We start from the raw sequence: 24,673 nt of genomic DNA, 5'->3' as shown, positions 1-24,673 counted from the left end.
ATGTCTAAGAAGAAAAAGAACTCCAAAAAGAATAAAGAAGTTTTAGACACAGAAGTGATGGAAACCGAAGTTGCTGTGGCAACGGAAGTTGAAACAGAAGAAGTCACTTTTGAAATGACTGCTGAAGAAACAGAAGAAACTTCTGCAGAAGAAGGTTCTGATGAATTGAATGAGCTTGATGGTATTGAGGCGGATGCTTCTATCTTCCTTCAAGAAGAGGAAGAATCTGAGGGCTTCTTACCAGAAGCAACTGATGACGAAGCGGCTGAAATGGAAGCTTCTGAAGGTGCTGATGATGTTTCTGTTGAAGGCACAGAGCTTGATGGCTTTGAATCTGCAGACATCGAAGAGGTTGAGTTCGTAGACGAGGAGCGCCTGGAAAGTATCGTAGAAAGCATCTTGTTTGCTTCCGATCGTCCAGTTTCTTTGGCTTCGATTAAGCTTCTGTTTAAAGGTACAAATATCAAAGGCGATAAAATCCGCAGAGCTTTGGATCAATTGGCTGTGGAATACGCTGGTGGCCGTCGTGGTGTTACTTTGGAAGAAGTTCCAGGTGGTTACCAGCTGCGCACTAAAATCGACAATATGGATTTCCTAAAACGCACTTTGAAAGCTCGTCAATTCAAGCTTTCCGGTCCAGCTTTGGAAACTCTTTCTATCGTGGCGTACAAACAGCCTTGTGTTAAATCTGATGTGGATGAAATCCGCGGCGTAGAGTCTGGTCACTTGTTGCGTGCGTTGATGGAAAAAAATCTGGTTTCCTTCGAAGGTAAATCAGATCTTCCAGGTCGTCCTATGCAATACGGTACAACTCGTAAGTTCTTGGAAATTTTTGGTCTAAGATCTTTGAAAGAGCTTCCAACTTTGTCGCAAATCGACGAATTGTTGCCAGACGGTATGGATGAACAAATGGCGGAAGAAAAACCGACATTGGCATCTATCACTGATTCATTGGTTGCAACTGACGTTGAGCATGTCAGCTACTCGTCTGGTGAAGATGAATTGATGAAAATCTCGAACCAACTTGAAGAGATCACGACGTCTTCGACTTTCTTTGAAGAAGAAAAACGCCGTCAGGCTGAAAAACGCGATCTTGAGCGCGCACAAAACATCCGTGAAGCTTTGGCGATGGATGAACCGGTGCCGACTCGTGACGCCAACTGGTTGAAAAAATATGATGATGCTTTGGCCGCTGGAACGACTTTGGTGCAAATCAAAGCTGCTGAAAGTGCCGCTAAAATGGCAGCATTGAAAGCTGGTAAATCAGCTGATTCCGAAGAATCTACTGAGGGTGGAGCGACAGAGGCAGTTGCTGAAATCGATGCAACAGGTTCCGAAGAAATGTCTGCTGATGCTGAGCTAGAAAATGAATTGACTGCAGCTGAAGAAGCTTTCGACAATGATGAAGACATGGAGATGGCTTCTGACGATCAAGTATACGCTGATAACGAAGAAGGGGAGTCATCTGACGAAGACGAACTACCGTTCTATGGAGAGGCGGACGAGATCGATGGCGAAGGTGAAGCCGTTACTTAAGATCCTGGCAAGTATCTGGATCGTTTATAATATCTGTGCAATTATGGTCATGCCCAACGTAAGTTCTTACTTTGGGCGTGTTGCTTCCAAGTTTTTCGGCCCCTATGCAAATCAGGTTGGCCTCAATGCTGGATGGAATTTCTTTTCTCCGGACCCAGCTCATCCGATGTATCTCAAAGTAGTTGTGAATTATCCGATGGCCCAAGACGGAGCTTATCGTGAACCGTTGATCACAGCTTTTCCTTTTGCGGAATCAGAAAAAACGATGCCGAGCCTCACCCGAAAAAGAGAATGGGCGGTCATGCGCTATATGGTGATGGACCCTCGTCGCCTGCGCCAAGTTTTCGGTCCCTGGTTGTGTAAGCAATTTCCCGAAGCAGAAAGTATAGACATGGAGCACGTCATCGACACTCTTCCATTGCTGGATGAAGCTGTTTCAAAAAGCGAAGTGAACTTGTTGGATATGTCCCAAGAGCGTCGCGCAGCCAAGGCTTCCGTTCGTTGCAACAGTCCTGGTGACGAGGAGTTGCTATGAAGCATCTTCAATTTCAAATCAAAAAAGCTTGGGCTTTGTGGGATGAATTCTGGTTTGCTCCGCAGAATTTGTTAGGGCTGGCATTTCTGCGCATCACTTTGTGCGGGACTTTTCTGTATATGAGTATCATGAGGTTTTATAATCTGTGGTATTTCACGGATGCGAGCTGGCTCCCGAAAGATAAAGCTCTTTTGATTCTGCCCGAGTTTGGCAGACCGATGTTTTCCTGGAACTTTTGGCCTGATTCCATGAATCTGCAAATCAATATTCTGGTTGTGATTTTATTTGCGCTATTAACTCTGGGTATCGGTGGTCGAATATTTACGGCGCTGGCGTGGATTATTAATATCGGCTTTTTGAATCGCAATTACCCGGCACATTTTGGTGCGGATGTGATTGGTTCGTTGTTCTTATTTTATCTGATCTTTACGAACTCCTGTGAGCGCTTAAGTGTCTTGAATTTGATTCGTAAAAAGAAAACCTTTAAGCCCTCGGACATGGTTTCCAGTATGATGATTCGCATGATGCAGTTTCAGATCATGGCGATCTATGCCTATACGGGATGGGAAAAACTAAAAGGTTATAGTTGGTGGGATGGAACGGCTTTATGGTCCGTGCTTGCAAATCCCCAAATGACGACAGTGGATTTTAGTTTCCTACGCCAGATCCCTTGGGTGATTCCGGTGTTGGGTTATATGACGATCATTTTTGAAGTCTATTTTCCGCCAATGGTGATCTGGAATAAGAGTCGCCATATCTGGTTGCTTATAGGGGTGGGAATGCATTTGGGGATTGGAATCTTCATGGGGCTTATGCCTTTTGCAACTATAATGCTTTCCACTTATTTCTTGTTCCTAAGCCCGATCGCTTTAGAGCAGAAAATTGTCTCAAAACTGGACTTTTCTAAAAATTGATTCAGTTCTGGTCGCTCCCTCGTTTATTCTAAAGGAACGGGGGACTTTCTATGAAAACCGATTTATCTAAATTCGCGACCAGTTTCGCGATGATGGCGCTTCTGGTGTCTTGTGCACCGACGTCAGATAATTCCCTTTTGACGGATGATCCCTCGAATCCAAATTCCCACACATTGAATACCGATCCTTCTTCGACGGAATTGCAGCTGGTGGCCGATGCTTACAGCTTGGGTTCTATCGTGGCGGCTCGTTATGTGGAGATGAGTGGAGCTTGTTATGCTTCGACTTTTCCCACTCACCGAATCACGGTGACGGTAAATGGTGCGCCGGCAACTGCATCTGCTGTTTATGATATGTCCAGTTCAACAGCGACGGGTTATGGAACTTGCCGCAATGGCCGCTTCAATATTGTTCTTAAGGGTTCCGCTTTAAGAAATGGTACGAATGCAATTGTTCTGACATTGACGGGATATGATGCGAACAGCACACCCTCCACGAGTGGGAATGCTGTGACTCGCTATACAGTTATAAGATCAGATTAAACTCATCTCTTAATTTTTTAGGTGCTTCCAAATTCTTGGTGCCAATCAAGATCGTGCCTTTTAATTTCAATTCACGAATATGCGTAGCTCTTCTTTGTGGCGGAAGTGCCGGCGTCGTTAATTCCTGAAGAGTGCTGTTAAATGGTGTCTTCATTAGGTTTTGTTCCTGAATGGAGTTTGCCGTTAAGGCCGTCAGAATCTCGATTGCGAGCTCTTTTTTATCAGAGGCAGCAGGTATTGCGGCTCCCCATACCAAAAGGGCGCTTAGGTCATCCTGAACCGTTAGATCGGGATTTGATTCATTCAAGGGAAGTTCCCTTGCGCCTTCGGCTTTATCATTTAAAACCAATTGATCTAGGGGCAACGTGAGAATCTTTTTTTGCTGAACTAAAGCGAGCCAGCCTTTGTCCTGCCAAATCTGGAAGTGATTAAGTAACAAGTCTTCGTCGTTCAATAAAAACAATGTCGTGGCTTTCTTGTCTTTAAGAAATTCTTCGAAGCTGTTGTTGCCTGCAGTTTTAAAGCCTGTCTTCATCCAATAAAGAGGATAAAAATAAAGGCTGCGTTTTGTGATGACGGGATCCAGAAAGTCCGGTGCAATTTTTAGCGATAAAGAATTTTCCGATGTCACAAACAAAAGATTCTGTCTGTTCATCGTGTGTGCCCAATAGGACGGCAAAAGCAAAATGTCTTGAGAAGGGGATGCAATCACTTTCGCTTGTATCGAATTCCAGTCGCGAGTGACTGTCACTTCGAATTTAATGCGAAGGTCGTTTTCCAGTTCTTCCTGAATACTTTTTGGAAAAAGAGATTCATCTGTTACCAGGATGCGAACTTTGGTAGGCCGTAAGACATAGTCCCTAGAAATGCCTTGGGGCAGGTACCCGTGTAGGAAACCCACCCCCATGCATACTATAAATAGTAATACCCAAAGTAAATTAGAACGCCTCATCGAAGGCTACCGAGCCACTGATACCAGTTTGGTAAGCAGAAACACGTCTTTCGAAGAAGTTTGCAAGTTCTTGCATGTCTTGAAGTTCCATAAAGCCAAATGGATTTTTCACATTGTAGCGTGGAGCGATGTTCAAGCTTTCAAGGCGTTGGTCCGCGCAGTATTCAAGATATTGGCGCATGTCTTTTGGAGAAAGACCGGCAACACCCAATTGCAATACGTCGTTTGCAAAGTCCATCTCACACTCGATAGCGTCTTCAAGCATTTGCGTAACCATATCTTCCATTTGAGAATTGAAAAGATCTGGTTCTTCTTTACGCGCTGTTTTGATCACTTCGATAGCGAACGCCATGTGCATAGATTCGTCACGGAACACCCAGTTTGTGCCAGATGCAAGACCTTGCAACAAACCTTTTGAACGCAAGAAGTAAACGTAAGCGAAAGCTGCATAGAAGAACAAACCTTCAACGCAAGTTGCGAAGCAGATCAAGTTCATCAAGAAGCGACGACGGTCTTCTTTCGTGTTCAATTGATCCAATTCGTTGATGGAATCGATCCATTTAAAGCAGAAATCCGCTTTCTTTTTGATGGAAGGAATATTGTCGATCGCAGCAAATGCTTCCGCGCGCTCATCTGGATTTGGGATGTAAGTATCCAGCAAAGTCAGATAGAACTGAACGTGCAAAGCTTCTTCATAAAGCTGACGAGACAAATACATACGGCCTTCTGGCGCGTTTACGTGCTTGTAAAGATTCAATACAAGATTGTTTCCGACGATAGAGTCACCCGTCGCAAAGAATGCCACCAGGCGAGAGATCAAATGCCTTTCAGCTGCTGTCATTTTTGAATGAAGGTCAACAAGGTCTGTAGAGAAATCAATTTCATCCACTGTCCAAGTGTTCTTGATACCGTTTTTGTACATTTCGTACATAGTTGGGTATTTCATCGGACGAAGAGTTAAGTTAAAGCCTGGATCTAAAATCATAAAAAGTCCCTAAAAGTTTTTCCGGCGAAAGGCACCGGTGCTCTTTTTTGAGCTGAAAGTCCACCTCGGACTTTCAGCTCTGACAGCTTAAAGCTGGATTACTGACAAGCTTCGCAAGCCTCTGGATTTTCCAAAGAACAAGCAATCACTTCTGAATCTGTGTAAGTTTTCTTAGGAGCGGCTTCTTGAGTCGGAGCTGCAGGAGCTGCATCCATTGTGTTTGCAGCAGCTGTTGTCATTCCCATACCGTTGTTAGAAGACTTCACAGTCGTTTTTGCGATCTTAGTCGCTGGACGAGAGCGCAAGTAATAAGTCGTTTTCACACCTTTCTTCCATGCATACATGTACATAGAAGAAACTTTACCGATAGTCGGGCTTTCCATGAACAAGTTCAAAGATTGAGCTTGGTCGATGTAAGCGCCACGGTCTGCAGCCATTTCAATCAATGACTTCATTGGGATTTCCCAAACAGTACGGTAAAGTTCTTTGATCTGAGGTGGGATCATCGCAATTTCATCAATTGAACCATCGTTCAATTTGATTTCATTGCGCATGTCTTCAGTCCAAAGACCAATCGCTTTAAGATCTTGGACCAAGTACTTATTGATCTGCATGAACTCACCAGAAAGCGTTTCACGTTTGAACAAGTTCGATACTTGAGGTTCGATCGCTTCGTAGCAACCTACGATAGAAGCGATAGTTGCTGTGGGAGCAATAGCGATCAACAAAGAGTTACGCAAACCGTGTTGTTTGATTTTCGCTTTCAAAGCATTGAATCGCTCTGGTTGAGTCGGAGTCACACCCCAAAGGTCGTATTGCAACAAACCTTTAGCTGCACGAGTTTGTTCGTAAGCACCATGAGCGCCGTATTTTTCAGCTAGTTCACAAGAAGTCAAAAGAGCGTTGTAGTAGATCTCTTCTTGGATTTTAGCAGACAAATCACGAGCCGCTTGGGAGTCAAAAGGCAACTTCAATTGGAAGAAAGCATCTTGAAGACCCATCACGCCCAAACCAACTGGACGCCATTTGTGGTTGGAATCCTGAGCCGTTGAAATAGGGTAGAAGTTGATATCAACAACGCGGTCCAAGTACTTCACAGCTGTGCGAACAGATTTCGCCAGTTTGTCGAAGTTGAACTGACCGTTTTCAACGTGTCTGCCAAGGTTCACAGAACCCAAGTTACAAACCGCTGTTTCAGAGTTTGAAGTCACTTCAAGGATCTCTGTGCAAAGATTTGAAAGATGGATCACATTACCAGCCTCACCAGTTTGGTTGGCTTTCATGTTGGAAGCATCTTTAAATGTCATCCAGCCGTTACCAGTCTGCGCAAGAGTTTTCATCATGCGAGAGTAAAGGTCGCGGGCTTTGATTTGTTTAGAATATTTTTTCTCAGCTTCAGCTTGTTCGTAAGCCGCTTCGAATTCCGGGCCATAAGTGTCTACGAAATGAGGCACTACGCGTGGGTCAAACAAAGACCACATGCCGTCAGCTTCAACGCGTTTCATGAACAAATCTGGAACCCAGTTTGCCAAGTTCAAGTTGTGAGTACGTTTAGCTTCGTCACCTGTGTTGTCGCGAAGTTCAAGGAACTCCTCGATATCAGCATGCCAAGTTTCCAAGTACACACAAGCAGCACCTTTACGTTTACCACCTTGGTTAACTGCAGACACAGAAGAGTCCATAGTTTTCAACCAAGGGATAATGCCGTTAGAGTGACCGTTTGTTCCTTTGATCAAAGAACCACGGGAACGGATACGAGAGTAAGCAACACCGATGCCGCCAGCGAATTTAGATAGCAAAGCGATGTCTGTGTACTTTTTGTAGATCGCTTCCAAGTCATCTGTTGGAGAATCCAAAAGATAGCAAGAAGACATTTGAGGGCGCAAAGTACCAGAGTTGAACAATGTTGGCGTAGACGCCATGTAGTCATGAGAAGAGATCAAGCGATAGAACTCGATAGCTTCATCAACCGTTTGAGCCAAACCGCAAGCCACACGCATAAAGAAGTATTGAGGTGTTTCAAACACCTGGCGTGAAGTTGGATTTTTTAGCAAATAACGATCGTAAACAGTTCTCAAGCCGAAGTATTCAAAACGGTCTGTGCGGTAAGGCTCGATTGCCGCGCAAAGAGCTGCTTTGTTTGCTTCAACGAAGTTTTTAGTCGTCTCTGACAACAAACCGGCTTGGAAACCATAGTTTACAGAGTCAGCGAAAGACTGGATTTTTTGAGAGCGAACTTCCTCATCAATATAGATGCCCAAAAGACGGGCAGCCAAACGAGAGTATTCTGGTTCTTCACCGATCAACAAAGAAGCCGTCTGGATACAAAGATTATCCAACTCATTTGTTGTTGCGCCATCGTAAAGACCGCTGATTGCTTTCGTAGCAACGCGAAGTGGGTCGACTTGAGTCAAACCTTGGCAATTACGAGTCACACGTTCAACGATCTTCGTTACGTCGACTGGTTCAAGAGTTCCATCTCTCTTTTTAACTCTCATGATGTGAGCTGTTGTTTCCAACATGGTGCAAATCCCCTCTGCCCAGTTCCTTTTGGGCAAAAAAATCCCGCCGCCGCATTCTGCCCCTCGCAAAATCCGCCGCCGTTAAATATAATGATGTAGATTGGTTGAGACTGAGCGCTAATCCATTAGCTTTAAGTTTTGAGGTCGCTGAAACATAAGTTTTGCTTCATCAAAAACGTCTAGTACCTCCCTGTGTGAACCCCTATATCTAGGGGTCGGTCCCGGGTGCCTCGTCAATAAGGCGGGTATCGATCTCAATTCCAACTGTGTAATTCTTTCCGGAAAGTTGCAAGAGTATTTTTTGAAATAACGCTGATTTTTTTGTGACGTTGCTCATCATTTAAGCAGATATATCCTAGCGATTGACACGTCTGTCCTGCGAAAAAAGAGTGCAAGTGACCCCTGTTTCCCGAGTGTAAAACCAAGGTCTAGCGCTAAATGCTCGATTTTTCGTTCCTCAGCCTGAAATTTACCTGTCGTGATCTTACAGGAACTTAAATTGTGCAGAAATTCAGCACGGAGATGCGTCCACGCGGCGGGATTTTTTTAGCAAAACTGCCTGGGCGGAAAGATCCAACTCCGAATTCGCGTGAAAATATTGAGATTGATAGGATCCATTGGCGCGCAAGTGATCGATGATCGCTTGATGTGTGCCCATTTTATTTTTTGTCCAATCCGGCGCTACCAACTCATCCCAACGAGACGAATAAGCCGCCAAACGGTGCAAAGCAAAGCGCGGCGATAAATGCTGCAGGAACAACTCCACTCGGCGCGTGTAAGTGACCTGATCAATCGGAGAAAATTCCCCGGCGTGGTACATGCCTTCCAGCGGAGTGTTTTTAAGAACATGCAGATTGTGAAGTTTCACATTGGTAATAGGCAGAGTGTTTACGATCTCTGCCGTCTTAATAATGCGCTCATCCGTTTCACCCGGGCTTCCAAAGATCAAATGAATTCCCAAGTCCACTTTGGTGTTATCAGCAATCTTATGGATGGCTTCCACAGCGGCCTCCGCAGTGTGACCCCGGCGCATGAACTCCAATTCATCATTAAAGAAGCTTTGCACGCCCATCTCGACCGCGACAAAGGACTTCTCATGATACTCGTTCCACAGGTCCATCACGGATTTGGAAAGGCAATCCGGGCGAGTTCCTAAGGTGAAGCCCTTTACCCACGGATAGGAAAGTGCGATATCAAAATTGTTACGAAGAGCCGACACTTTGGTGAAAGTGTTGGTATAGGCTTGGAAGTAAATCAAAAACGCCTTGGCATTGTAACGATCAGCAATGTGGGCATGATATTTTTCGATCTGTTCGCGAAGTTCCATGGTCATGGCTTCCGCATTTGCAGCGGATCCCCACACATCACAAAACACACAGGTTTGCATACCCTTTAAACCCATACGGTTTGGGCAATTATCAACCACAGTGACGGGGATCTTATAGACCTTCTCGCCAAAGAGATGATTGTAGTGCTCACTGATAGTGTGATAGGGAAGTCCCAACCAGCCTTTTTCCATAGGGCGTTTATGGGTTTTATTTTGCGGGAAGTCAATGATTGAGCCAAAACCACTGAAATCATGGCGTGATCTAGGGTTTGAGATCGAAATTACCAAGGATCAAAGCCCCACTTTGCGTCTATTGGAATCCTTAGATCCTGCAAAACCCTATGGCGAGTCCATGCATCACTCCGGCGGGGCGAGCACTGAAACCACCCATCTTTACGGGAATGTGGCGGCCGATGTTTTAGAGAAAGTTGATAATCCTCATTTTATGGTGGTGGGATTGGGCTTGGGCTACATCGAAATGAATATTGCCCGCGAGGCCCTTAAGCGAAATAAATCCGTGGGCCTTATCACCAGCTACGAAAGTATTCCTGAACTGCGTGAGTTCTTTTATCTGTGGCTGCATGATCAATACTCAAGTCTTTTACCAGATGTTGCCGCAGTTTATGATGATGCTTTGATGCACGTTTTGAAAGGCACCGAAATTCAAGTCAGCGAGTTAAAGTCTTTCTTGAAGCAACATTTCGTAAATCTCACGGATATTCATGGTTCTCTTCATGAAGGCATAAAATTCGTTTCTCGTTATCACGGTTTTTTCTATGATGCTTTCAGTTCTAAAACTCATCCCCATCTATGGGGTGAGGATTTTTTGAATCGTCTGCTGTTGGAATCTTCTGCTGAACAAAGTGTCCTTACGACTTACGCTTGCAAAAGCAATATGAAGCGCGCTTTACGAATGCAAGGATTCGTCGTAACTGAACGTCCCGGATTTTTTTCTAAACGAGGTTCGACATTGGGAGTGAAGGCGTTCCCAATTGTTGATCAGTAAACATAAATTGTTTGCTAAATGACCGTGAGACCATGCAATCTATCTGTGCATGAAAATCAAATATCTGGTTCTTCCCTTATTTTGTATTTCCGGTTCTGTGGAAGCCAAGGTCGCACGCCTGGTGACTTTTCCTATTCCTTTATTTGTGGAAAGCAAAGACAAAGGATCATTTCTAAAGCTCGCTAACGAAATTTCCTCTCGCACTAAAAGTAAATTCAAGGTCGAGGTTCTGACTTCTAATAAAGCAAAGTTAGCTTTTTCTAATGGAAAAGCGGAAGGGTTTTTTCCGGGAATGGACAACTCCGTTCCGAAAGATGCGTTGAAATCCACGCCCTTTTATATTCGGACCAATTTTATTTTTTATCGTGAAAAACGTCCCTTGAAGACATTTAAAGAGCTTTACGGAAAAAATGTTGGCTTAACCTTCCGTTATCACTATCCGGCGGAGATTCAGGAAAACAGCAAAGTGAAATTCATCTATGCCGATGATGACGTTGCCAATATGCGCCGCTTGGCTGATGGAACCATTGATGCCTTTATCGTTGAGGAACGGTCAGGGCTTCGTGCTTTAGAGTTAAGTAAAGTTCAAGGTATCAACTATAGCCGTGAAAATCCGGTATCGAGTCAGGATTGTTATTTTGCTTTTCGAAATGATGAAGAGGGGCAGAATCTGCTAAAAGAATTTAATACGGTTTTGGAACAAATGAAAGCGGATGGAAGTCTGCAGAAGGTTCTGAAGTTAACAGAACCTTCTGTGATGAAATCGAATCTTTAGTTAGCTAAAGGAACTGGAACCAGGTCTACGGCGAATCTAGCGCCTTCTTTGTATTCGTATTTTACGTTACCAGAAAGTTTCACAGAGTTTGAACTTGGATTGTAAGTCCAACCACCGTTCGCTTTGTTAGGAATCAACTGACCTTTGCCTTGAGCCAAAACATCAGCCGTACCGTAACGAACACGCAACATCAATTTACCAGCGTCATCCACGCGTGGGATTTGGCTTAGGAAAATTTGTTTTTCCAAAGTCTTAACCGTAATGGAATCTCCCATGCGACCCAACTCTGTACCGAAGATCGGGGAAGTGATGCTCATGATATACTGTTCACGGATTTGTTTTGGATTGCCGGCACCGCTATTCGCAGCCACGATCATTTCTTCCAAACGCTCTGGACCGAAACCAGTACATTTGCCGTTGTTCTTTTGACCCGTAAAGCACTCCGGGTGGTATTTCGGGTGAACACGCAAATCCCAGTCTTTTACAGAGTCTGGATCTTTGGCATTAACCAAGACACCGTATACGGAAACCTTATCCTGGCGACCACCTTTGAAATCAATCAAAGTTTGCGCCATTTGCTCTGGAGTGATGCGAGTTGAAGAATCATCAGCATCCGTCATAAAGATTACGACGAGTTGGGCGTCTTCACGGAAGAAGCCTTCATTCACTGCTGCATGACCGCTTTTATCTAAAGCTGCGGCAAGGGGAGAGAAGAATTCTTCAACTTCAGGGCCACCTTCAGCATAAGGAGCAACACCGATTTTCAAAGTGTTCGCCAAAACACCGGCAGAGTCTTTTTTAGTTACAAAACGTTCTTTAGAATCAGTACCTGCTATCGATTTAACATTGCGAAGCTCACCAATTTGGTAAGTATCTTTTTTCTTCGTCGCAAAACGCTCCGAGCTGTCCCAAGTGGAGATCACGCCGATATGGTAGTCGATCATCTTGTTGTTCGTGATACCATTTGTGAAACGGTTCAAGTTCTTGATCAAGTTTGCTTGCGCAGATTTCATAGAGTCCGAGTTGTCAGTTACAAACAGGATGTCAACGCGTGGGTTGAAATCAAGCTGACTTTGACCGCCGTCCTCTGTGATCCAAACGATTTCTGGCTGATTCACAGTTGGGTAAACTGGAATTTCTGGTTGTTCTGGTTGAACAACGTCCGGGTAAACAGGAAGCTCAACTTTTGGTTGTTCCAGAGTTTTTTGCGCAATGATAGTGCCAGATTCTTGCGCACAAGCTGAAAGCAACAAAAACGCTGAAAGGTAAATGCAAAGAGCTATAAGTGGTTTCACATTTTTCTCCTAACATTTTGAGCACAAGACTTCGTTACTACGTCGTACTTGTCCAATTCATCAATCCAAGGGCGGCCGTCGTCTTTAAATACCAACTGGTCGACATTTGTGTCTTTGAAATCATTTTTCGTATAAGCCGCATCCGCAAGTTTTTGATCCGTGTGAACACGTTGAATCGCTTCAACTTCTACCAGGTTCAATTTGCCGATAACGCGTTTGTTGTCAGCCGTTTCATTGTTAGCCAATTCCTGAAGGCGCACTTTCATATTGATGAAAGCTTCCTTGTTGATTTGGTCCAGTTGAGTTTGCAAAGTACGCTGTACGTTTTTAGCCGCCAAAACTTCCATCCCTTTTTGGCTCAACTTAAAGCGCAACATCTGTTTCTGAAGTTCCACGTCTTTGTAGTAAAGAACCGGAAGCTTCAACAAAGATTCGCCCACTTCAGTTGCTTGCAATGGGAATTTATCAACCTTTTTCAAAACAGTCAGGAACGCGTCGTTAAAACCTTCTTTGGTCAAAGCTTGAACAGAAGCGATACGATCGCGTTGTTTTTCTTTGAACATCTGAGTCGTTTTAAAAACCGACTTATAATCGCAGATTTTTAGTTCAGCCAAAGACTGAAGCAAGTAGGCTTCAGAGTTAACCACTTCTGCGAATTGCGGGCTCAACAAAGTTTTAGATTGAGCCAGAGCTTTTTCCGAATCGTTTTGACGGAAGTAAGCCCAACCTTTTTCCTCTACGATTTGGAACCAATAGTCTGAGCCACGTGGAACTTCATTGTAAAGAGCCAAAGATTGAGAGTATTTGCCAGCCGCAAATAACTCACGGGCTTTTTGGATTTTCTGTTTGATTTTGCTATCACTAGAAGAACCAATCACTTTGCTTTCAAGTTTGTTGAAGTCCAGCAAGTTCAAAGTGGTCTTGCCGCTTTTTTCAGACAAAGAATTTTCCAGGGAGTTGCCCCAGTCCTTCACCGAAAAGCGCTCAGCAGCCAAAGCGTTGTGACCAACACTTAAAGCCGTGACCATTAGAAGTTGAGACACAAAAGTCTTTTTGGAAATCATAACATCCATCCAAGACCAAGGTTACCAGTGACAACATTCAAGTTGCGTTCACCTGTTACTGGTTTGTCGTTGTAATTCATGTAACGAACTTCAGCTCTTGCAGTTAGATGCTTTGTAATCCAAGCACCGATACCAAGACCTGCTGTGTAAACTGCAGTTGAGCCGCTGGACAAAGTAATTTGACCACCACCGCCAAGCAAGTACATATCGAACTGAGTTACACCAACATCCATAAAGCTTGTTTTACCGTAGATTGGGTACCAGTTAAGAACTGCCATTACAGAACTTTCTGGGTAGTCGATATCAACAGCGTAAGCACGGCCACCGGCTTGGTAGTTTGCTTTAGCTTGATCGAAAATACGCTTTCCTTCTGGAGACAAAGAGTTTCCATAGTCAAAGTATCTTGCACCAATAGACCAACGAGGAGTGATGTGGAAATCCAGAGCAGCACCCATAGCTTGAGTTTTCGTGTAAGCATCACCACCGAAATTCATTCCGTAGTTAACACCCACTTCAAGTCGGTTGCGTCTGTCAACGATACGCTCTTGAACGATACGAGAACGGCTTTCAGATTTGATATTTTGCGCCATGTTCATCAACTGTTCGTTACCACCCAAAGAGTCGATGTCATTAGTGACATCGCTATTGTCGTTAACACGAGCAGGTTGAGAAGAAGCCGTTGCCGCTTTTTTCACAGCTTTTTTGGCAGGAGCTGAGAAAGCGTTTTGCGAGCTAAGTGCGATTAACAAAACAGTTGCAGAAAGAAGTTTAAAGTTTTTCATAACTATTTAGCCTCCACAGCTTTAGCGGCCGTTGTAGCAGTAGCAGCGCAAAGTTTTTTGTCTTTAGCTGCTTTGACAGTTTTCAAAGCGTATTCAGTGACATTAGAGATTTGACCGTTCAAAGAACCCGTCGCAGACATTTCGATTGCGCCCTTCAATGTTTTTGAAGTTGCATCGCAAGGAACTTCCCAAGTCAAAGTACATTCTTGTTTGTTACTGCCGGCAGCGGAAGCCTCACAAGAAACTTGTGGATTGCCTGGCAAACCAGAGTTTTTAGATTCAACCGCAACCACTGCGTTTTTGCTGCTTGAAGAAGCTGAGAAACGAAGAGTTACTTTTTCGCCCGGGGAAACTTCCAAACCTTGTTTGCCAAGACCGGAAACGTCAAAACGGGGAGCAGAGATAGTTTTTGTGTATACGATCTTCGTTTGCACAACTGATTCAGCCGTTGAAAGACCGTTCGGGCTGAAAGCTTTTACGCTGAAACGAACGCGCGTGCCGTTAGCTTGCAACATAATAGTGCCGTCTTTGGCCAATTGGGGTTGAACAGCGATATTTTTAGTATCGAAGATCAAGTTGATTTTCCATTTAGAATCGCCAAGGTATTCAGCATCTTTTTTGTTAAGGTCAGCGATTACATAACGGGAACCATCAAGCTCCAGGAAGTCGTTGCCTGCAGTGATAGCGTTTGCATCGTAGCTGATCACGATACGTGGTTTTTGAGAAGATTTACCATCGATACCTGGAACAGTGACTGTTACAGAGAACGGTGTTAGTTGATCTTCAGAAATTTCAGCTGCGATTCCAGATACTGACAAGGCACTTGGAGCCACTTGGTTCTTAGTCACGAACAAAGTTTTATCCAGTTCGTTGATCATGCCTTTAACCGCTTCGGCGTTTTTAGATGTCCCAGCATTAGTAACTGTTGCTGTGAATTTCACAGGGATAGATTTCAAAGATTTACCAGCGTCTACTGTGTACATTGGAGGATTCCAAGACAAAACGTAAACGTCTTTTTCAGAAGAAGGCTTCAAAGAAGCGCCTTCAGGCAGGTTGGAAACAGTCAAAGTAACTGCTGCACCTGGAACTGGAAGGGAAGCGCGGATTTTATATGAAGAAGAAACGCCTTCCGAGAAAGTCATTTCAGAATCAGCCGTCAAAAGGATCATTGAACGAGTGATATCTGTTTCTTTAACTTTAACTTCGACTTGTTTCTCAACGACAACAGTCTTAGTTACTTCTACTGGTGAAGGTTGAGTCACCACGACGGTCTCAGTGATTGTCTGAGGCTTATCAGGCCCCATCTCAGTGATAGTTTTCGCTTGAGCGCGCATTTCTTGAAGGTCCGATGAAGGACTCTTTTGCCAGCCATCACATGCTGTGAGGGCCATTGCTGCTGGGATTGCGATCATCAAACTTTTTACCGTCTTCATATAAACCTCTTTAATACTCGTTCAATTCTTAGCGAGCCGAAACGCGCATTAATTCGAATGGGTAAAGAACATCAACGTTTACTTTTCCAACTGGTTTCGGGAATTGCCATGATTTCATTTTAGCGATCATGCAGTTTTCAACCATTGCCGAACCCAAAGAACTTTGTGCCACTTTAGCTGTTGTGATGCGACCATTTGGACCGATCACGAAGTCAACTGCTACACGACCACCGATTGCGGGTTGGGCTTGCAAACCTTTTTCGTAACAATATACGATTTGACCTTTATTACGGTTGATAACCGCGATGATTTGGTCACGGTCCAAACCACCTTCAACAGTCGCTTCCGCATCAAGGGGAAGACTGGAAGCAGCAGTACCACCAACCATATTCATCTTACCGTAACCCGCGCGACCGCCACCAACACCACGAGTGCCGTAGCCGCCAGCGCTTTCTGCACGACCACCTTCGCCTGCAGAACCAGCGATCAAGCCGTTGCCAGGAAGGTAACCTTTAACACCACCACGACCTGCTGAACCAACACCGCCGCCACCGTTACCGATACCTGCAGAGCGAATGGCTTTCATGGAGTTGTTATCAAGACCTTCGTAACCACGAGTGCCTTTAGGAGTTCCACCCAAGGCAGCCAAAGCACCCACGCGTTGTACGCTTTTCGCTTTGTTCGTGTTCACAGTGTATTTCTTAACTTTGATAGGTTGTTTCTTAACGACTGGTTTATACACTTTATTAGATGGCTTGATTTTCTTTTCAGACATCTTCACGTGAGGAACCGGTTTGTTTTCCACAACTTTAGGAGCTTCTTTAGGAATAACGATAGTTACCAAAGGAGCTTCATCTTTTTTAGTAAAGTATTTTGCGGCGATGAAAGTACCCATCATGATGATCCCGACAATGACCAAGTGAGTAAGTGCCGTACGAGTCAACATTGTCTTTAGTTGCTCTTCATCCTGCTCTTCATGCAAAGAGTATTGAGGGCTTGTCACGTCATCGTTACTTGCCAGGCGGATACGACCTAAACCGGCCAAAGATTCACCTTTAGCGCTCAACTTAGAAAGATCGATCTTTTTAAGAAGGCTATAGTCGATGTCATTGTCTTTAAGAACTTTCAAGTCTGCCAAGGCTTCAACACGGCGTTGATCCTTAAGGTACACGATGTTCAAGGACTCTGAATCAACCGCAAACGTGCGGACTTTTTGTCCCGCGATGTTTTCTAGAATGATTAGTTTTGCTGCGTTCATGTTACGTCCTAGTTTCTTTTTAGATCGTCTTGGATTCTGTCGTTAAATTCTTTTCGTCCAGCCAAAAGATCTTCCAATAATTTATCGTTTTCTACCGTGGCTTTCGTATTCAGAGAGCTTTGGTATTTCCCGCGAAGAGCACTTCCATCAAACTTAAAGGAGGTGCCTAGTTGCGGTTTGTTCCCTTCGGCCTTCTTAGCTTTATTTGCCGCTAAGGCGCCAGGGGCACCCAGTATACTAAGCAAGAAGGGCGCCAATAGAATTAGCGTTTTCATAGGCTTTTTCCTCTCTGTAATTGATTTAAACGGCCTTCCAGGTACGAAGCCATTAGGGGATGGCCCATTTTCGTCTCTAGAGTTTTAAGTTTTACAATCTCACCTGCGTTGTTAGGCTCAGCTGCCACTGATTTGCGCGCGGAGGCCAAATCAGACGCTGTTGCCTGTGACGAATTTAGCGCATCGGAAACAGCTGACTTCATTTTGCCACTTGCTTGCAATTGAGTGATCAAAGTCATCTCGCGTTTCAGGATGTTTTGGATCTCAGGACGGGCAGTTCTGTAATCCTGAGCCATTTGCGCCAGGGCCTGAGAGTTGTTTAGAAGGTCATTTTCACGTTGTTCCGCGAATTTCGCCTTCATCAGGTAGGGTTTGGATTTGGACTTCAAGATACCCACGTATTGAGCCTGCTCCTGTGGAGTTAAACCCTTCGGCATAGGCAAGTTCACTAAATCACGAACCATTCTGTCATTCTCAACAGAAACGATCTCAAGTGCCATTAATTGAGCCGTGATATCACGAGTGCGATTCGCCTCTTGAAGCAAGTTATCGGCTTTAGCCAAAAGCTTGATACGCTCCGTGATATCTCTTTGCATTTGCTTATCAGATTTCGTCACGATCATGTGGGACGCGATCTGATTTTTAAAGCTCAATGCTTTGTTATAGAAAGGCTGTTTTTGGATGAATTGAGCAGCCGAACGGTTGCGGATCTCTTTCATGTCCAAGACAGATTTAAGGTTACCGCTCATACCGTGGCGAGCGAATACCAACAATGCCGTGTCATTCAATAGAGAAGGACTGCGGCGAAGTTCATTTGATTGAGCTTTCAATTCTGAGGCTGGATTGCCAGACATAAGAACCAGGCGAGTGCGCATAACCATTGCGCGGTCACCCTTAATGCCCAATTTCAAAGCGGCACGGTAGTGACGTTGCGGATTCATGTTGGCAAGGTCTGCCAAAGTACCCAAACGGAACTCGCGGTCTTTTTCAGAAACTTTAGGCATTTTCAGACGAAGAGCTGTTTTATAAGCGTTGGCGAAATCCAGTTTCTTTTCATAGTAGCCAGTCAATTGCTCAAGGTAAGCTTCTTTTTTCGCAGCTGAAACATCAGAAGCGATCAATTTGTTCAAGGCTTGAACATAAATTTCTTCTTCACCCAGTTTTTGCGCCAAAATGCTTTCATTTGTATAGAACAAAATCTTTTCTTCAGATTTAGCAGATGCCAGATTTGTGTTCGTAATGCGCTTCAAAACAGTGCGCATATCTGATTTGCTGGAGTTTGGATTGTTCGCCAAAGCCGCTGCTTGGTTCATCAAAGCTTTACGGCTTGTGGATTCGAATTCCGCTTTGTGAGCAGGAAAGATCACTGCGTAATTCGCTGCCAATTCTTGAATTTGCTCGTCGTTTTTTAATTGCGCCAAGCTGTCCAAAGCCAGGTCTGCTGATTTCTTACGAAGATCCGCATTGCCTTTTTTATCTGTCGCTAAGTCATTGAAGGCAACAGCAGCTTCTTTCAGCTGTTTTTGTTGGTAGCTTAGGTAAGCCATTTGGTAACGAACTTCAAAAGATTTGCCTTCATCTTTACCTTTTTTAAGGAAGTTGATGTAAGCCGCTTTTTGAATACTCGCATCGTTGGATTTTTCACCAGCGGCCACTTCATTCAAAAGTGCATTTTGACGTTCTTTTTCAGACAAATCAGAGTTGTCGCTGATTGCGCGGTACAGCTGAGCCGCAATAGCAGGTTTACCCATGTCCATTGCAACTTGAGCACCGCGAGTCGTCATCTCTGTGTCTTCTGGGAAAGTGTTTGAATAGATCACATAAGAGTTCAAAAGATCCTGGTCTGGTTTCAATTTTTTAGAGCGGTGAAGTTCCGTTACATACGTCTTCATCGTCTTTTTCAACTCTTCACATTTAGTTGCGTCTTTGCATGTGTTTTTGAACGACTTGGCAGCTTTGGCAAAGTCTTGAGTCGATTTACCTGTTTGACCCCGGTCATAGTTGATTTTCGCCATACGAACGAAAGCTTCCAGAGTCTCAGCATCTGTCAAACCTTCTTGATCCATATAACGGCTCAAGATATCAGCAGCGGCTTGTTTTTGACCAACACGGTCTGCTTCCTGAGCGAAGTTTAGAAGCAATTCTTTACGTTTTTCTTTAGGGGAAAGCACTTCATAGCGAGCGATTTCTTTCACAGAGATGTTTCTGCGCGCATAGAATGTACCAAGGTCACGCACGATATCTGCGTGGAAAACAGGGTCGTAAGAAGCACCTGTTTCAGTATCGCGAGTGATCAGTTCAGGCTTAGAAAGCAAGCCTTCCATAGTGGAGATCGCTGACGCCAGTTTGTCGTCATTGAAATCACTCCACGCCATATTGTAAGTCGCCAAGGCGCGGTTTTGAAGTTTTTTATCTTTAAGAGCGATGACGTAGTGAGCTTTCGCTTCTTTGAATTTGCCTTTTTGAAAAAGCAAATCGCCCAACTCTGCGTGGGAACGGGAAACGATATCGGCAGAGATGGATTTTTTCTTGGCGTCTTTTACGATGCTTTGGAAAAGTTCGATGGACTTGTCGTTTTGACCAGCCATTTCGTACAAGTGACCCAATTGGAACAAGATCGGACCATGTTCATTCAGCTCAATTTTAGCTAAGACATTTTCATAGATCTCGATCGCTTTTTGACGGTCGGCCTTAGAGCCTTTGCAGCCGTCACAGTTTGCTTCAACTTCTTGCATAAAGCGCGTGCGCGCTCTTTCAGCAAGTGTATCCGCCAAACGTTGTTGCGTTGGTACCCACGATGGATCTTTGCTGTCCATCGCCTTTAAAACGCGCTCCATCTTGCCGACGACAAGATCTTGCGTGTCGGAGTTCATCTTTTCTGCGCGAGCGATCTGCGTAAACAGAGCGCCTGCCAGAATCGGACTGATAATTAGAAGGCGTTTTAGTGTTCTCATTGTTTTGGTACCACCGCAAATTTAAGTTTTTCAATACCTGCCAAAGAACCAGCCTTGATGATTGGATCCAGGTCAGCGTATTTCATTTCGGTGTCAGCTTGGATCATCAGCTCTACCTCTTCTTTAGAAGCCTTTTTCAAGGATTCCAATTTAGATCCCAACTGGCTGCCGACGACACGTTCGTCATTAATGAAGTAGTTGCCTTTTTCGATTCTCAAAATCGCCATTTCTTTATCAACACCTTGAGAGTGTTCTGCGATTGGCAGATTCATTTGACCGCTTTTAACTTCGATACCGTTTGATTGCGTACCGATCAAAAGATAGATCACGATGATAGAGAAAGCATCGATCAATGATGTCAACGGAAGCGCCAAAGCCAGATTGCGTGCACCAGAAGACTTCTTTTTGCCGCCTGGTTTCAGCGATTGGGTTTCCATCAAGGGAGAACGGGCTTTGTTTACATTTACAAATGAAGTTCTCATATAATTACCCTAGTGGGGACAAGCCCACGCCTTCGAATGAGTTCTGCTTCAATTTATCCATCACACGGATCACATCACCATAATTGGTCTGCGCGCCGGGACGAACCACACTTGTTTTAAGATCTGGCCATTGTGCTTTGTAGGCTTGCAAACGTGCTTCAAGACGTTGCAAATCCACACCTTCAGTCGATCTTGCGATACGCTCTTCCAAAGTTTTCGCTTTAGGAACGTCACGCAAAGAAAGTTGCATGCTGCCGTCGGCTTCCATCGTCACCCAAAGTGACGGTGGGTTTACGGCTCCCGCAGTGGAGTTGTCACCAATAGCTTGTTTCGTATCAAGAGTACCGATTTGCAACCAAACCGCAGTCAAAAGCAAAAAGCAGATGAGTACAGAAAGGATATCCAGAATCGGCAGGATATTGATTTCGAAGTTTAATTTGTCGTTACCGTTACCTGATGCGCTCATAAAGCCCTCTCAGTTAGATGTCTTACGTTCGTACTATTTAAGTGCTTTTTCTTTTTTGTCAGAAACTGGAGCGTAGTGGTAACCAAGTTGGATGAACAAATTCAAAGCCGCTTTGTTCAAATCTTCCGTCAAACGAGTCGCTCTGTTTTGTAGAACCGCGTACATGATCAACGCTGGAACTGCTACGACCAGACCGTAAGCTGTTGTATTCATCGCAAGAGAGATACCTTGAGACAGGATCGCTGCTTTTTCAGCTGGGTTCGCATTCGCGATACCGGCGAAAGAGTGGATAAGACCTGTGATCGTACCCAAAAGACCCAACAAAGTCGCAACGTTCGCGAACATCGCCAAGAAACCGATGCGTTTTTCAACACGGCTGGATTCTTCAAGAAGAACTTCGTCCATTTTAAGTTGGATCTCTTCTTTACCACCCAAATCCATCGCGGCTTGGATGCCTGCAGAGGCCACAACGCCCAATGGTTGAGTCAAACCGATCTGCATAGAGCGACGTAGTGCCTGGTCCAATTTGCCGGCTTTAATGTCGTCTGCGATCGTTTTAGAGATATCCTTTTGATTTACTTTACGATTCATAAAAAGTGCTACAGAGCGCTCAGCAATAATAGCAACTGAAACGATTTGAGCAGCCAAAATAGTCCACATCCAGATAGCATCGCCAGAAGTGAAACCGCGACCAAGTGACATTAGAAATTCCATGTATATCCTCCGGGGTTAAAAGTTTTCCCGAAGCCTTATGAGCAAGGCCAGTGCCATAAAAAACCATCCAGGTAACAGGTACTTGGCTCAATTAGAGACGACTAAAACGTCACTTTGTGACGAAAATTGTCGTCACCTGGTGGTGCTCCATAAGATTCGGAAAGGACTGTTTTTTTGCTAAAAACGACGATGAAATCGTCCAAATGAAAGGCAGGCTCGGTCTCAGATTGATACAAAGTTTGGGCCGTAAAGAAGGCGCTTTAGAAAATAAAAAACCCGATCTTTGTGGGATCGGGTTTAAATCTGAATTTAAGTGGAACTACTCCTGCGAAGTCGGAGTGTAGACCAGTCTGACTACTCTAAATGAGTTCTTTGCATAATGCTGCGATCACATTTACCAGTGAAGGCATGATCTTTCGCGCGTTCTTTCGGTGCATTTTCAAAAAAGCGACGGATACCGGGAACATTCACGGAAACCATTTGTGCCATTTGTGCTTCAGATGGTGTGTGAGTTTCACCCATTTCAAACAACAAAGACCAGATACCATGTTTCCAGTAAGCGTAGTCTTCAAAAGCCCCATCTGCTGCGTAAAGCAAGTCTTTTGAATTTCCAACATCATAACCACTTTCAACAGCGGCGTCTTTGCTAAGCTGAATGAAGGTTGCATCGTCTTTCGTCATCACATCACGAGTTGAAAACCCCCACGGATAAAGAACTGCAGGCCAATGAGTGTGAAGAGTGGCAGAGCTGATGATATTTTTTTGATCAATAAAGTTCGCCAATGCTTTTGTAGATTTGGATTTGAACGGCTGGCCTGGGATGCAAGGTCCTGGGTAGTCACGATTCTGGTCAACAGAGCTCATGCCGCCTAGACGCTCATAACGAGAGCGAGAGTTAAAGCCTGGAATATTCAAAACCGGAACGATGTAAACTGTGTGACCTTTGATGGGATTTTTCGCAAAGGCATCAGCCGCACCCATTGCAACGGCAGTGGAACCATATTCATTGCCGTGGTGAGTTCCCACAATAAGATCTGCTGTTGGACCATCGCCAATTTTGATACCGATAATGTTTTGCCCGGAATCATTCTGACCAAGATCAATCAGTTCAGTTGTTGAGGGATTCGCAGCCTGGATCTGTTGCAAAGTCTGAACGACTGTTGCGTAGTTGTTCACAGGTGCATTCGAAGGGGACACTAAGAGTGAGAATAATAGTTCTAGCATGCATATCACGATGAAGAATGTAGACCAGACTTGTCAAAAGACTAAGGTGGCTCCAATTTGAAACTGGACTTAGAACTGTAATTGGTAAGTCGCGCGAACTTTAGGAAACTGTCGCAAACTTTCGCACGTATTCAATAACCGAGGATTTAAATTCCTCTGGCAGACCTACGAAACGCAGTCCTGCGTAACCATCATTTCCCATGTAAACCACTTCGCACGTGGTTGTGATCGTTTGATAAAGGTTCGGGCTGGTCAAAGTCGCAAAAAACTTTTGGCCAATTTGCAGACCTTCGGCGTCGTTTATACCCAAGCCACCTTCGCTGATCGAAATCACGCGGCATTTAAGGGGTGGTGCTGTTTCGCTGGGCTCAAATTCCAAAGTTCCCACGATCGGAACGCGAGGATGAGATCTGCGGCTGATGCCCAAATCATCCACAACCTGTTGAAGAGCGTAAACTTCCTTCCAAGTTTTTCCGCCGTCAGTGGAAATGTCGACTTGTGAAAGATCTGTCAGCTTTTTCAGTGCGACAATCATATCAGCGTACTTCATGGGTTCTTTGTTGATTTTGCCTTCGATGCGAGTCATCCAGGTTTTGCTTTGATCACCGGCAGGAGTGGAAGGCGAAAGATCTTTGATTTTCGTGCGCCATTTGGCAGGAGTATCCCACTCACCTTGGCCACGACCCCATACCAGGGGTTCTTTGAAGGATGCAACTTGTGATTCAACTTCGTCTGGTTCAAACGGTCCTGTAACTTGTCCTTCGTTTAAGATAAACCAAATTTTCGACATTGCGAAGACACCCTTCTGAAAACTGTATTGCCTTTATTACAACGAAAGGTATATCACTTTGTCTAGGAGATTTACGAATGAAGTACATTATCGCGGGCACTGATCGCCCAGGTTCCAACACTCTGAAGCTTGCTAACTATATCCAAGGGATCTACAAGTCCCAAGGGGAAACAGTCGAGATCATCGATCTGGTCGAAGTGAAAGAGCATCTCCACACCGGTCCTCACTATGGGAAAGAGCATTCCGGATTACAGCCTTACCTGGACAAACTTGTGGCTTCCGAAGGTTTGATTGTGATTTGCCCTGAGTACAATGGCTCTATGCCAGGTGCTTTGAAGTACTTCATCGATCACATGAAGTTCCCTGAAACGTTCGAGTATCGCCCTGTATGTTTCATTGGCCTGGGTTGGATGTTTGGTGGACTTCGTCCCGTTGAGCATTTGCAACAGGTGTTTGGATACAGAAACGCCTTTATTTATCCAGAGCGCATCTTCATCACCAATGCTCCAAAAGTTTTGAATGAGCAAGGGGAGCCTCAGGATGAGGGTTTGAAAAAGTTGCTAGTGAAGCAAGCGACTGGCTTCCGAAACTTCGTTTCGGCTCTGTCGGCCTTCAACCTCGACGCCAACTCAGTTATTGCGTCAAAGAAGTAGTTGTCAATGAAGTGGGCTGGCGGTTGTCAGCCACACTTTTATCGCTCAATCGAGTTTCAAAATACACCAATCCAATCAAGATCAATACTGCCAATGCCCATTTAGAGTGGGCTACGGTACGAAGAACAGAGTTTTTAAGATCACCAGATCGAAACATAAGTTTACTCCCTGAGCTCTTATTTTCTCCCA

Annotated in this window: 24 protein-coding genes; 7 read left to right on the top strand and 17 right to left on the bottom strand. The window is 44.6% G+C overall.

Features of this window, described 5'->3' with window-relative positions; all coding sequences use genetic code 11:
* Genes scpB through DOM22_RS10260 form a run of 4 tightly spaced genes read left to right on the top strand, consistent with a single transcriptional unit; the run spans window position 1 to window position 3,527 of the window.
* On the top strand, window positions 1–1,536 hold the full coding sequence (gene scpB / locus DOM22_RS10275; RefSeq protein ID WP_142700262.1) for an SMC-Scp complex subunit ScpB: 1,536 nt from the start codon (window positions 1–3) through the stop codon (window positions 1,534–1,536).
* Entirely contained in the window at window positions 1,511–2,071 is a 561-nt protein-coding gene (locus DOM22_RS10270) for a hypothetical protein (RefSeq protein WP_246845577.1), read from the top strand. Before scpB ends, DOM22_RS10270 begins: the two co-directional genes overlap by 26 nt.
* Window positions 2,068–2,985, top strand: a complete 918-nt coding sequence (locus tag DOM22_RS10265; protein WP_142700261.1) for an HTTM domain-containing protein — start codon at window positions 2,068–2,070, stop codon at window positions 2,983–2,985. The genes DOM22_RS10270 and DOM22_RS10265 overlap by 4 nt, the downstream gene beginning before the upstream one ends.
* 50 nt (window positions 2,986–3,035) lie before the next feature.
* Window positions 3,036–3,527, top strand: a complete 492-nt coding sequence (locus tag DOM22_RS10260) for a hypothetical protein (protein ID WP_142700260.1) — start codon at window positions 3,036–3,038, stop codon at window positions 3,525–3,527.
* Here DOM22_RS10260 and DOM22_RS10255 read toward each other — a convergent pair.
* The 4 genes from DOM22_RS10255 to DOM22_RS10240 all read right to left on the bottom strand — a co-directional run bounded on the left by DOM22_RS10255 (window position 3,511) and on the right by DOM22_RS10240 (window position 9,505).
* Window positions 3,511–4,434, bottom strand: a complete 924-nt coding sequence (locus DOM22_RS10255) for a hypothetical protein (protein WP_142700259.1) — start codon at window positions 4,432–4,434, stop codon at window positions 3,511–3,513. The two genes, DOM22_RS10260 and DOM22_RS10255, sit on opposite strands and share 17 nt — an antisense overlap.
* Window positions 4,435–4,465: 31 nt before the next feature.
* Window positions 4,466–5,464 carry a ribonucleotide-diphosphate reductase subunit beta gene (locus DOM22_RS10250; protein WP_142700258.1) on the bottom strand — a complete coding sequence of 333 codons (999 nt, stop codon included), beginning with the start codon at window positions 5,462–5,464 and terminating at the stop codon, window positions 4,466–4,468.
* Window positions 5,465–5,562: 98 nt separating this feature from the next.
* Entirely contained in the window at window positions 5,563–7,986 is a 2,424-nt protein-coding gene (locus DOM22_RS10245) for a ribonucleoside-diphosphate reductase subunit alpha (RefSeq protein ID WP_142700257.1), read from the bottom strand.
* A gap of 511 nt (window positions 7,987–8,497) precedes the next feature.
* Entirely contained in the window at window positions 8,498–9,505 is a 1,008-nt protein-coding gene (locus DOM22_RS10240) for a TIGR01212 family radical SAM protein (protein WP_246845576.1), read from the bottom strand.
* Between the two features lie 34 nt (window positions 9,506–9,539).
* Between DOM22_RS10240 and DOM22_RS10235 the strand changes: the two genes are divergently transcribed.
* Together DOM22_RS10235 and DOM22_RS10230 are read left to right on the top strand one after the other, a co-directional pair.
* Window positions 9,540–10,319, top strand: a complete 780-nt coding sequence (locus DOM22_RS10235; protein WP_246845575.1) for an MnmC family methyltransferase — start codon at window positions 9,540–9,542, stop codon at window positions 10,317–10,319.
* 49 nt (window positions 10,320–10,368) lie between these two features.
* On the top strand, window positions 10,369–11,094 hold the full coding sequence (locus DOM22_RS10230; RefSeq protein ID WP_142700256.1) for an ABC transporter substrate-binding protein: 726 nt from the start codon (window positions 10,369–10,371) through the stop codon (window positions 11,092–11,094).
* On the opposite strand, the gene DOM22_RS10225 is transcribed toward DOM22_RS10230, so the two are convergent.
* The 12 genes from DOM22_RS10225 to DOM22_RS10170 form a co-directional block, all read right to left on the bottom strand.
* Entirely contained in the window at window positions 11,091–12,389 is a 1,299-nt protein-coding gene (locus tag DOM22_RS10225; protein WP_142700255.1) for a vWA domain-containing protein, read from the bottom strand. The two genes, DOM22_RS10230 and DOM22_RS10225, sit on opposite strands and share 4 nt — an antisense overlap.
* The gene (locus tag DOM22_RS10220) at window positions 12,386–13,432 is read right to left on the bottom strand and encodes a hypothetical protein (RefSeq protein ID WP_246845574.1); all 1,047 of its coding nucleotides are present in this window, start codon (window positions 13,430–13,432) and stop codon (window positions 12,386–12,388) included. Before DOM22_RS10220 ends, DOM22_RS10225 begins: the two co-directional genes overlap by 4 nt.
* 17 nt (window positions 13,433–13,449) lie before the next feature.
* Window positions 13,450–14,235, bottom strand: coding sequence for an outer membrane beta-barrel domain-containing protein (locus DOM22_RS10215; protein WP_142700253.1), 786 nt, complete (start codon window positions 14,233–14,235; stop codon window positions 13,450–13,452).
* A gap of 2 nt (window positions 14,236–14,237) precedes the next feature.
* Complete coding sequence (locus DOM22_RS10210) at window positions 14,238–15,668, bottom strand: hypothetical protein (protein WP_142700252.1); 1,431 nt, start codon at window positions 15,666–15,668, stop codon at window positions 14,238–14,240.
* Window positions 15,669–15,696: 28 nt separating this feature from the next.
* Entirely contained in the window at window positions 15,697–16,926 is a 1,230-nt protein-coding gene (locus DOM22_RS10205; protein ID WP_142700251.1) for an AgmX/PglI C-terminal domain-containing protein, read from the bottom strand.
* A gap of 8 nt (window positions 16,927–16,934) precedes the next feature.
* On the bottom strand, window positions 16,935–17,201 hold the full coding sequence (locus DOM22_RS10200) for a hypothetical protein (protein WP_142700250.1): 267 nt from the start codon (window positions 17,199–17,201) through the stop codon (window positions 16,935–16,937).
* On the bottom strand, window positions 17,198–20,155 hold the full coding sequence (locus DOM22_RS10195; protein WP_142700249.1) for a lipopolysaccharide assembly protein LapB: 2,958 nt from the start codon (window positions 20,153–20,155) through the stop codon (window positions 17,198–17,200). The genes DOM22_RS10200 and DOM22_RS10195 overlap by 4 nt, the downstream gene beginning before the upstream one ends.
* On the bottom strand, window positions 20,152–20,637 hold the full coding sequence (locus DOM22_RS10190; RefSeq protein ID WP_142700248.1) for a biopolymer transporter ExbD: 486 nt from the start codon (window positions 20,635–20,637) through the stop codon (window positions 20,152–20,154). The genes DOM22_RS10195 and DOM22_RS10190 overlap by 4 nt, the downstream gene beginning before the upstream one ends.
* Window positions 20,638–20,641: 4 nt before the next feature.
* The gene (locus DOM22_RS10185; protein ID WP_142700247.1) at window positions 20,642–21,103 is read right to left on the bottom strand and encodes a biopolymer transporter ExbD; all 462 of its coding nucleotides are present in this window, start codon (window positions 21,101–21,103) and stop codon (window positions 20,642–20,644) included.
* Window positions 21,104–21,136: 33 nt separating this feature from the next.
* Complete coding sequence (locus tag DOM22_RS10180) at window positions 21,137–21,817, bottom strand: MotA/TolQ/ExbB proton channel family protein (RefSeq protein ID WP_142700246.1); 681 nt, start codon at window positions 21,815–21,817, stop codon at window positions 21,137–21,139.
* A 354-nt stretch (window positions 21,818–22,171) separates the two neighbouring features.
* Window positions 22,172–22,993: a M14 family zinc carboxypeptidase gene (locus DOM22_RS10175; RefSeq protein WP_246845573.1), complete on the bottom strand. Its 822-nt coding sequence runs from the start codon at window positions 22,991–22,993 to the stop codon at window positions 22,172–22,174.
* Window positions 22,994–23,141: 148 nt separating this feature from the next.
* Window positions 23,142–23,831: a PilZ domain-containing protein gene (locus DOM22_RS10170; protein ID WP_142700244.1), complete on the bottom strand. Its 690-nt coding sequence runs from the start codon at window positions 23,829–23,831 to the stop codon at window positions 23,142–23,144.
* Window positions 23,832–23,908: 77 nt separating this feature from the next.
* Between DOM22_RS10170 and DOM22_RS10165 the strand changes: the two genes are divergently transcribed.
* On the top strand, window positions 23,909–24,484 hold the full coding sequence (locus DOM22_RS10165; RefSeq protein ID WP_142700243.1) for an NADPH-dependent FMN reductase: 576 nt from the start codon (window positions 23,909–23,911) through the stop codon (window positions 24,482–24,484).
* Here the strand turns inward: DOM22_RS10165 and DOM22_RS19900 are convergent.
* Window positions 24,465–24,641: a hypothetical protein gene (locus DOM22_RS19900; RefSeq protein ID WP_168196624.1), complete on the bottom strand. Its 177-nt coding sequence runs from the start codon at window positions 24,639–24,641 to the stop codon at window positions 24,465–24,467. The two genes, DOM22_RS10165 and DOM22_RS19900, sit on opposite strands and share 20 nt — an antisense overlap.
* Between the last annotated feature and the right edge of the window lie 32 nt (window positions 24,642–24,673).

Source organism: Bdellovibrio sp. ZAP7, from assembly GCF_006874645.1.
In the GTDB taxonomy this organism is placed as follows: domain Bacteria; phylum Bdellovibrionota; class Bdellovibrionia; order Bdellovibrionales; family Bdellovibrionaceae; genus Bdellovibrio.
This window is presented reverse-complemented; position numbering and strand designations above follow the sequence as displayed.

What these genes read in the sequence shown, in the direction of transcription:
- scpB (WP_142700262.1), top strand. Translation starts at nt 1, where the DNA reads ATGTCTAAGAAGAAAAAGAACTCCAAAAAGAATAAAGAAGTTTTAGAC.
- DOM22_RS10270 (WP_246845577.1), top strand. Translation starts at nt 1,511, where the DNA reads ATGGCGAAGGTGAAGCCGTTACTTAAGATCCTGGCAAGTATCTGGATC.
- DOM22_RS10265 (WP_142700261.1), top strand. Translation starts at nt 2,068, where the DNA reads ATGAAGCATCTTCAATTTCAAATCAAAAAAGCTTGGGCTTTGTGGGAT.
- DOM22_RS10260 (WP_142700260.1), top strand. Translation starts at nt 3,036, where the DNA reads ATGAAAACCGATTTATCTAAATTCGCGACCAGTTTCGCGATGATGGCG.
- DOM22_RS10255 (WP_142700259.1), bottom strand. Translation starts at nt 4,434, where the DNA reads ATGGGGGTGGGTTTCCTACACGGGTACCTGCCCCAAGGCATTTCTAGG.
- DOM22_RS10250 (WP_142700258.1), bottom strand. Translation starts at nt 5,464, where the DNA reads ATGATTTTAGATCCAGGCTTTAACTTAACTCTTCGTCCGATGAAATAC.
- DOM22_RS10245 (WP_142700257.1), bottom strand. Translation starts at nt 7,986, where the DNA reads ATGTTGGAAACAACAGCTCACATCATGAGAGTTAAAAAGAGAGATGGA.
- DOM22_RS10240 (WP_246845576.1), bottom strand. Translation starts at nt 9,505, where the DNA reads ATGGAAAAAGGCTGGTTGGGACTTCCCTATCACACTATCAGTGAGCAC.
- DOM22_RS10235 (WP_246845575.1), top strand. Translation starts at nt 9,540, where the DNA reads ATGATTGAGCCAAAACCACTGAAATCATGGCGTGATCTAGGGTTTGAG.
- DOM22_RS10230 (WP_142700256.1), top strand. Translation starts at nt 10,369, where the DNA reads ATGAAAATCAAATATCTGGTTCTTCCCTTATTTTGTATTTCCGGTTCT.
- DOM22_RS10215 (WP_142700253.1), bottom strand. Translation starts at nt 14,235, where the DNA reads ATGAAAAACTTTAAACTTCTTTCTGCAACTGTTTTGTTAATCGCACTT.
- DOM22_RS10210 (WP_142700252.1), bottom strand. Translation starts at nt 15,668, where the DNA reads ATGAAGACGGTAAAAAGTTTGATGATCGCAATCCCAGCAGCAATGGCC.
- DOM22_RS10205 (WP_142700251.1), bottom strand. Translation starts at nt 16,926, where the DNA reads ATGAACGCAGCAAAACTAATCATTCTAGAAAACATCGCGGGACAAAAA.
- DOM22_RS10200 (WP_142700250.1), bottom strand. Translation starts at nt 17,201, where the DNA reads ATGAAAACGCTAATTCTATTGGCGCCCTTCTTGCTTAGTATACTGGGT.
- DOM22_RS10195 (WP_142700249.1), bottom strand. Translation starts at nt 20,155, where the DNA reads ATGAGAACACTAAAACGCCTTCTAATTATCAGTCCGATTCTGGCAGGC.
- DOM22_RS10190 (WP_142700248.1), bottom strand. Translation starts at nt 20,637, where the DNA reads ATGAGAACTTCATTTGTAAATGTAAACAAAGCCCGTTCTCCCTTGATG.
- DOM22_RS10185 (WP_142700247.1), bottom strand. Translation starts at nt 21,103, where the DNA reads ATGAGCGCATCAGGTAACGGTAACGACAAATTAAACTTCGAAATCAAT.
- DOM22_RS10180 (WP_142700246.1), bottom strand. Translation starts at nt 21,817, where the DNA reads ATGGAATTTCTAATGTCACTTGGTCGCGGTTTCACTTCTGGCGATGCT.
- DOM22_RS10170 (WP_142700244.1), bottom strand. Translation starts at nt 23,831, where the DNA reads ATGTCGAAAATTTGGTTTATCTTAAACGAAGGACAAGTTACAGGACCG.
- DOM22_RS10165 (WP_142700243.1), top strand. Translation starts at nt 23,909, where the DNA reads ATGAAGTACATTATCGCGGGCACTGATCGCCCAGGTTCCAACACTCTG.
- DOM22_RS19900 (WP_168196624.1), bottom strand. Translation starts at nt 24,641, where the DNA reads ATGTTTCGATCTGGTGATCTTAAAAACTCTGTTCTTCGTACCGTAGCC.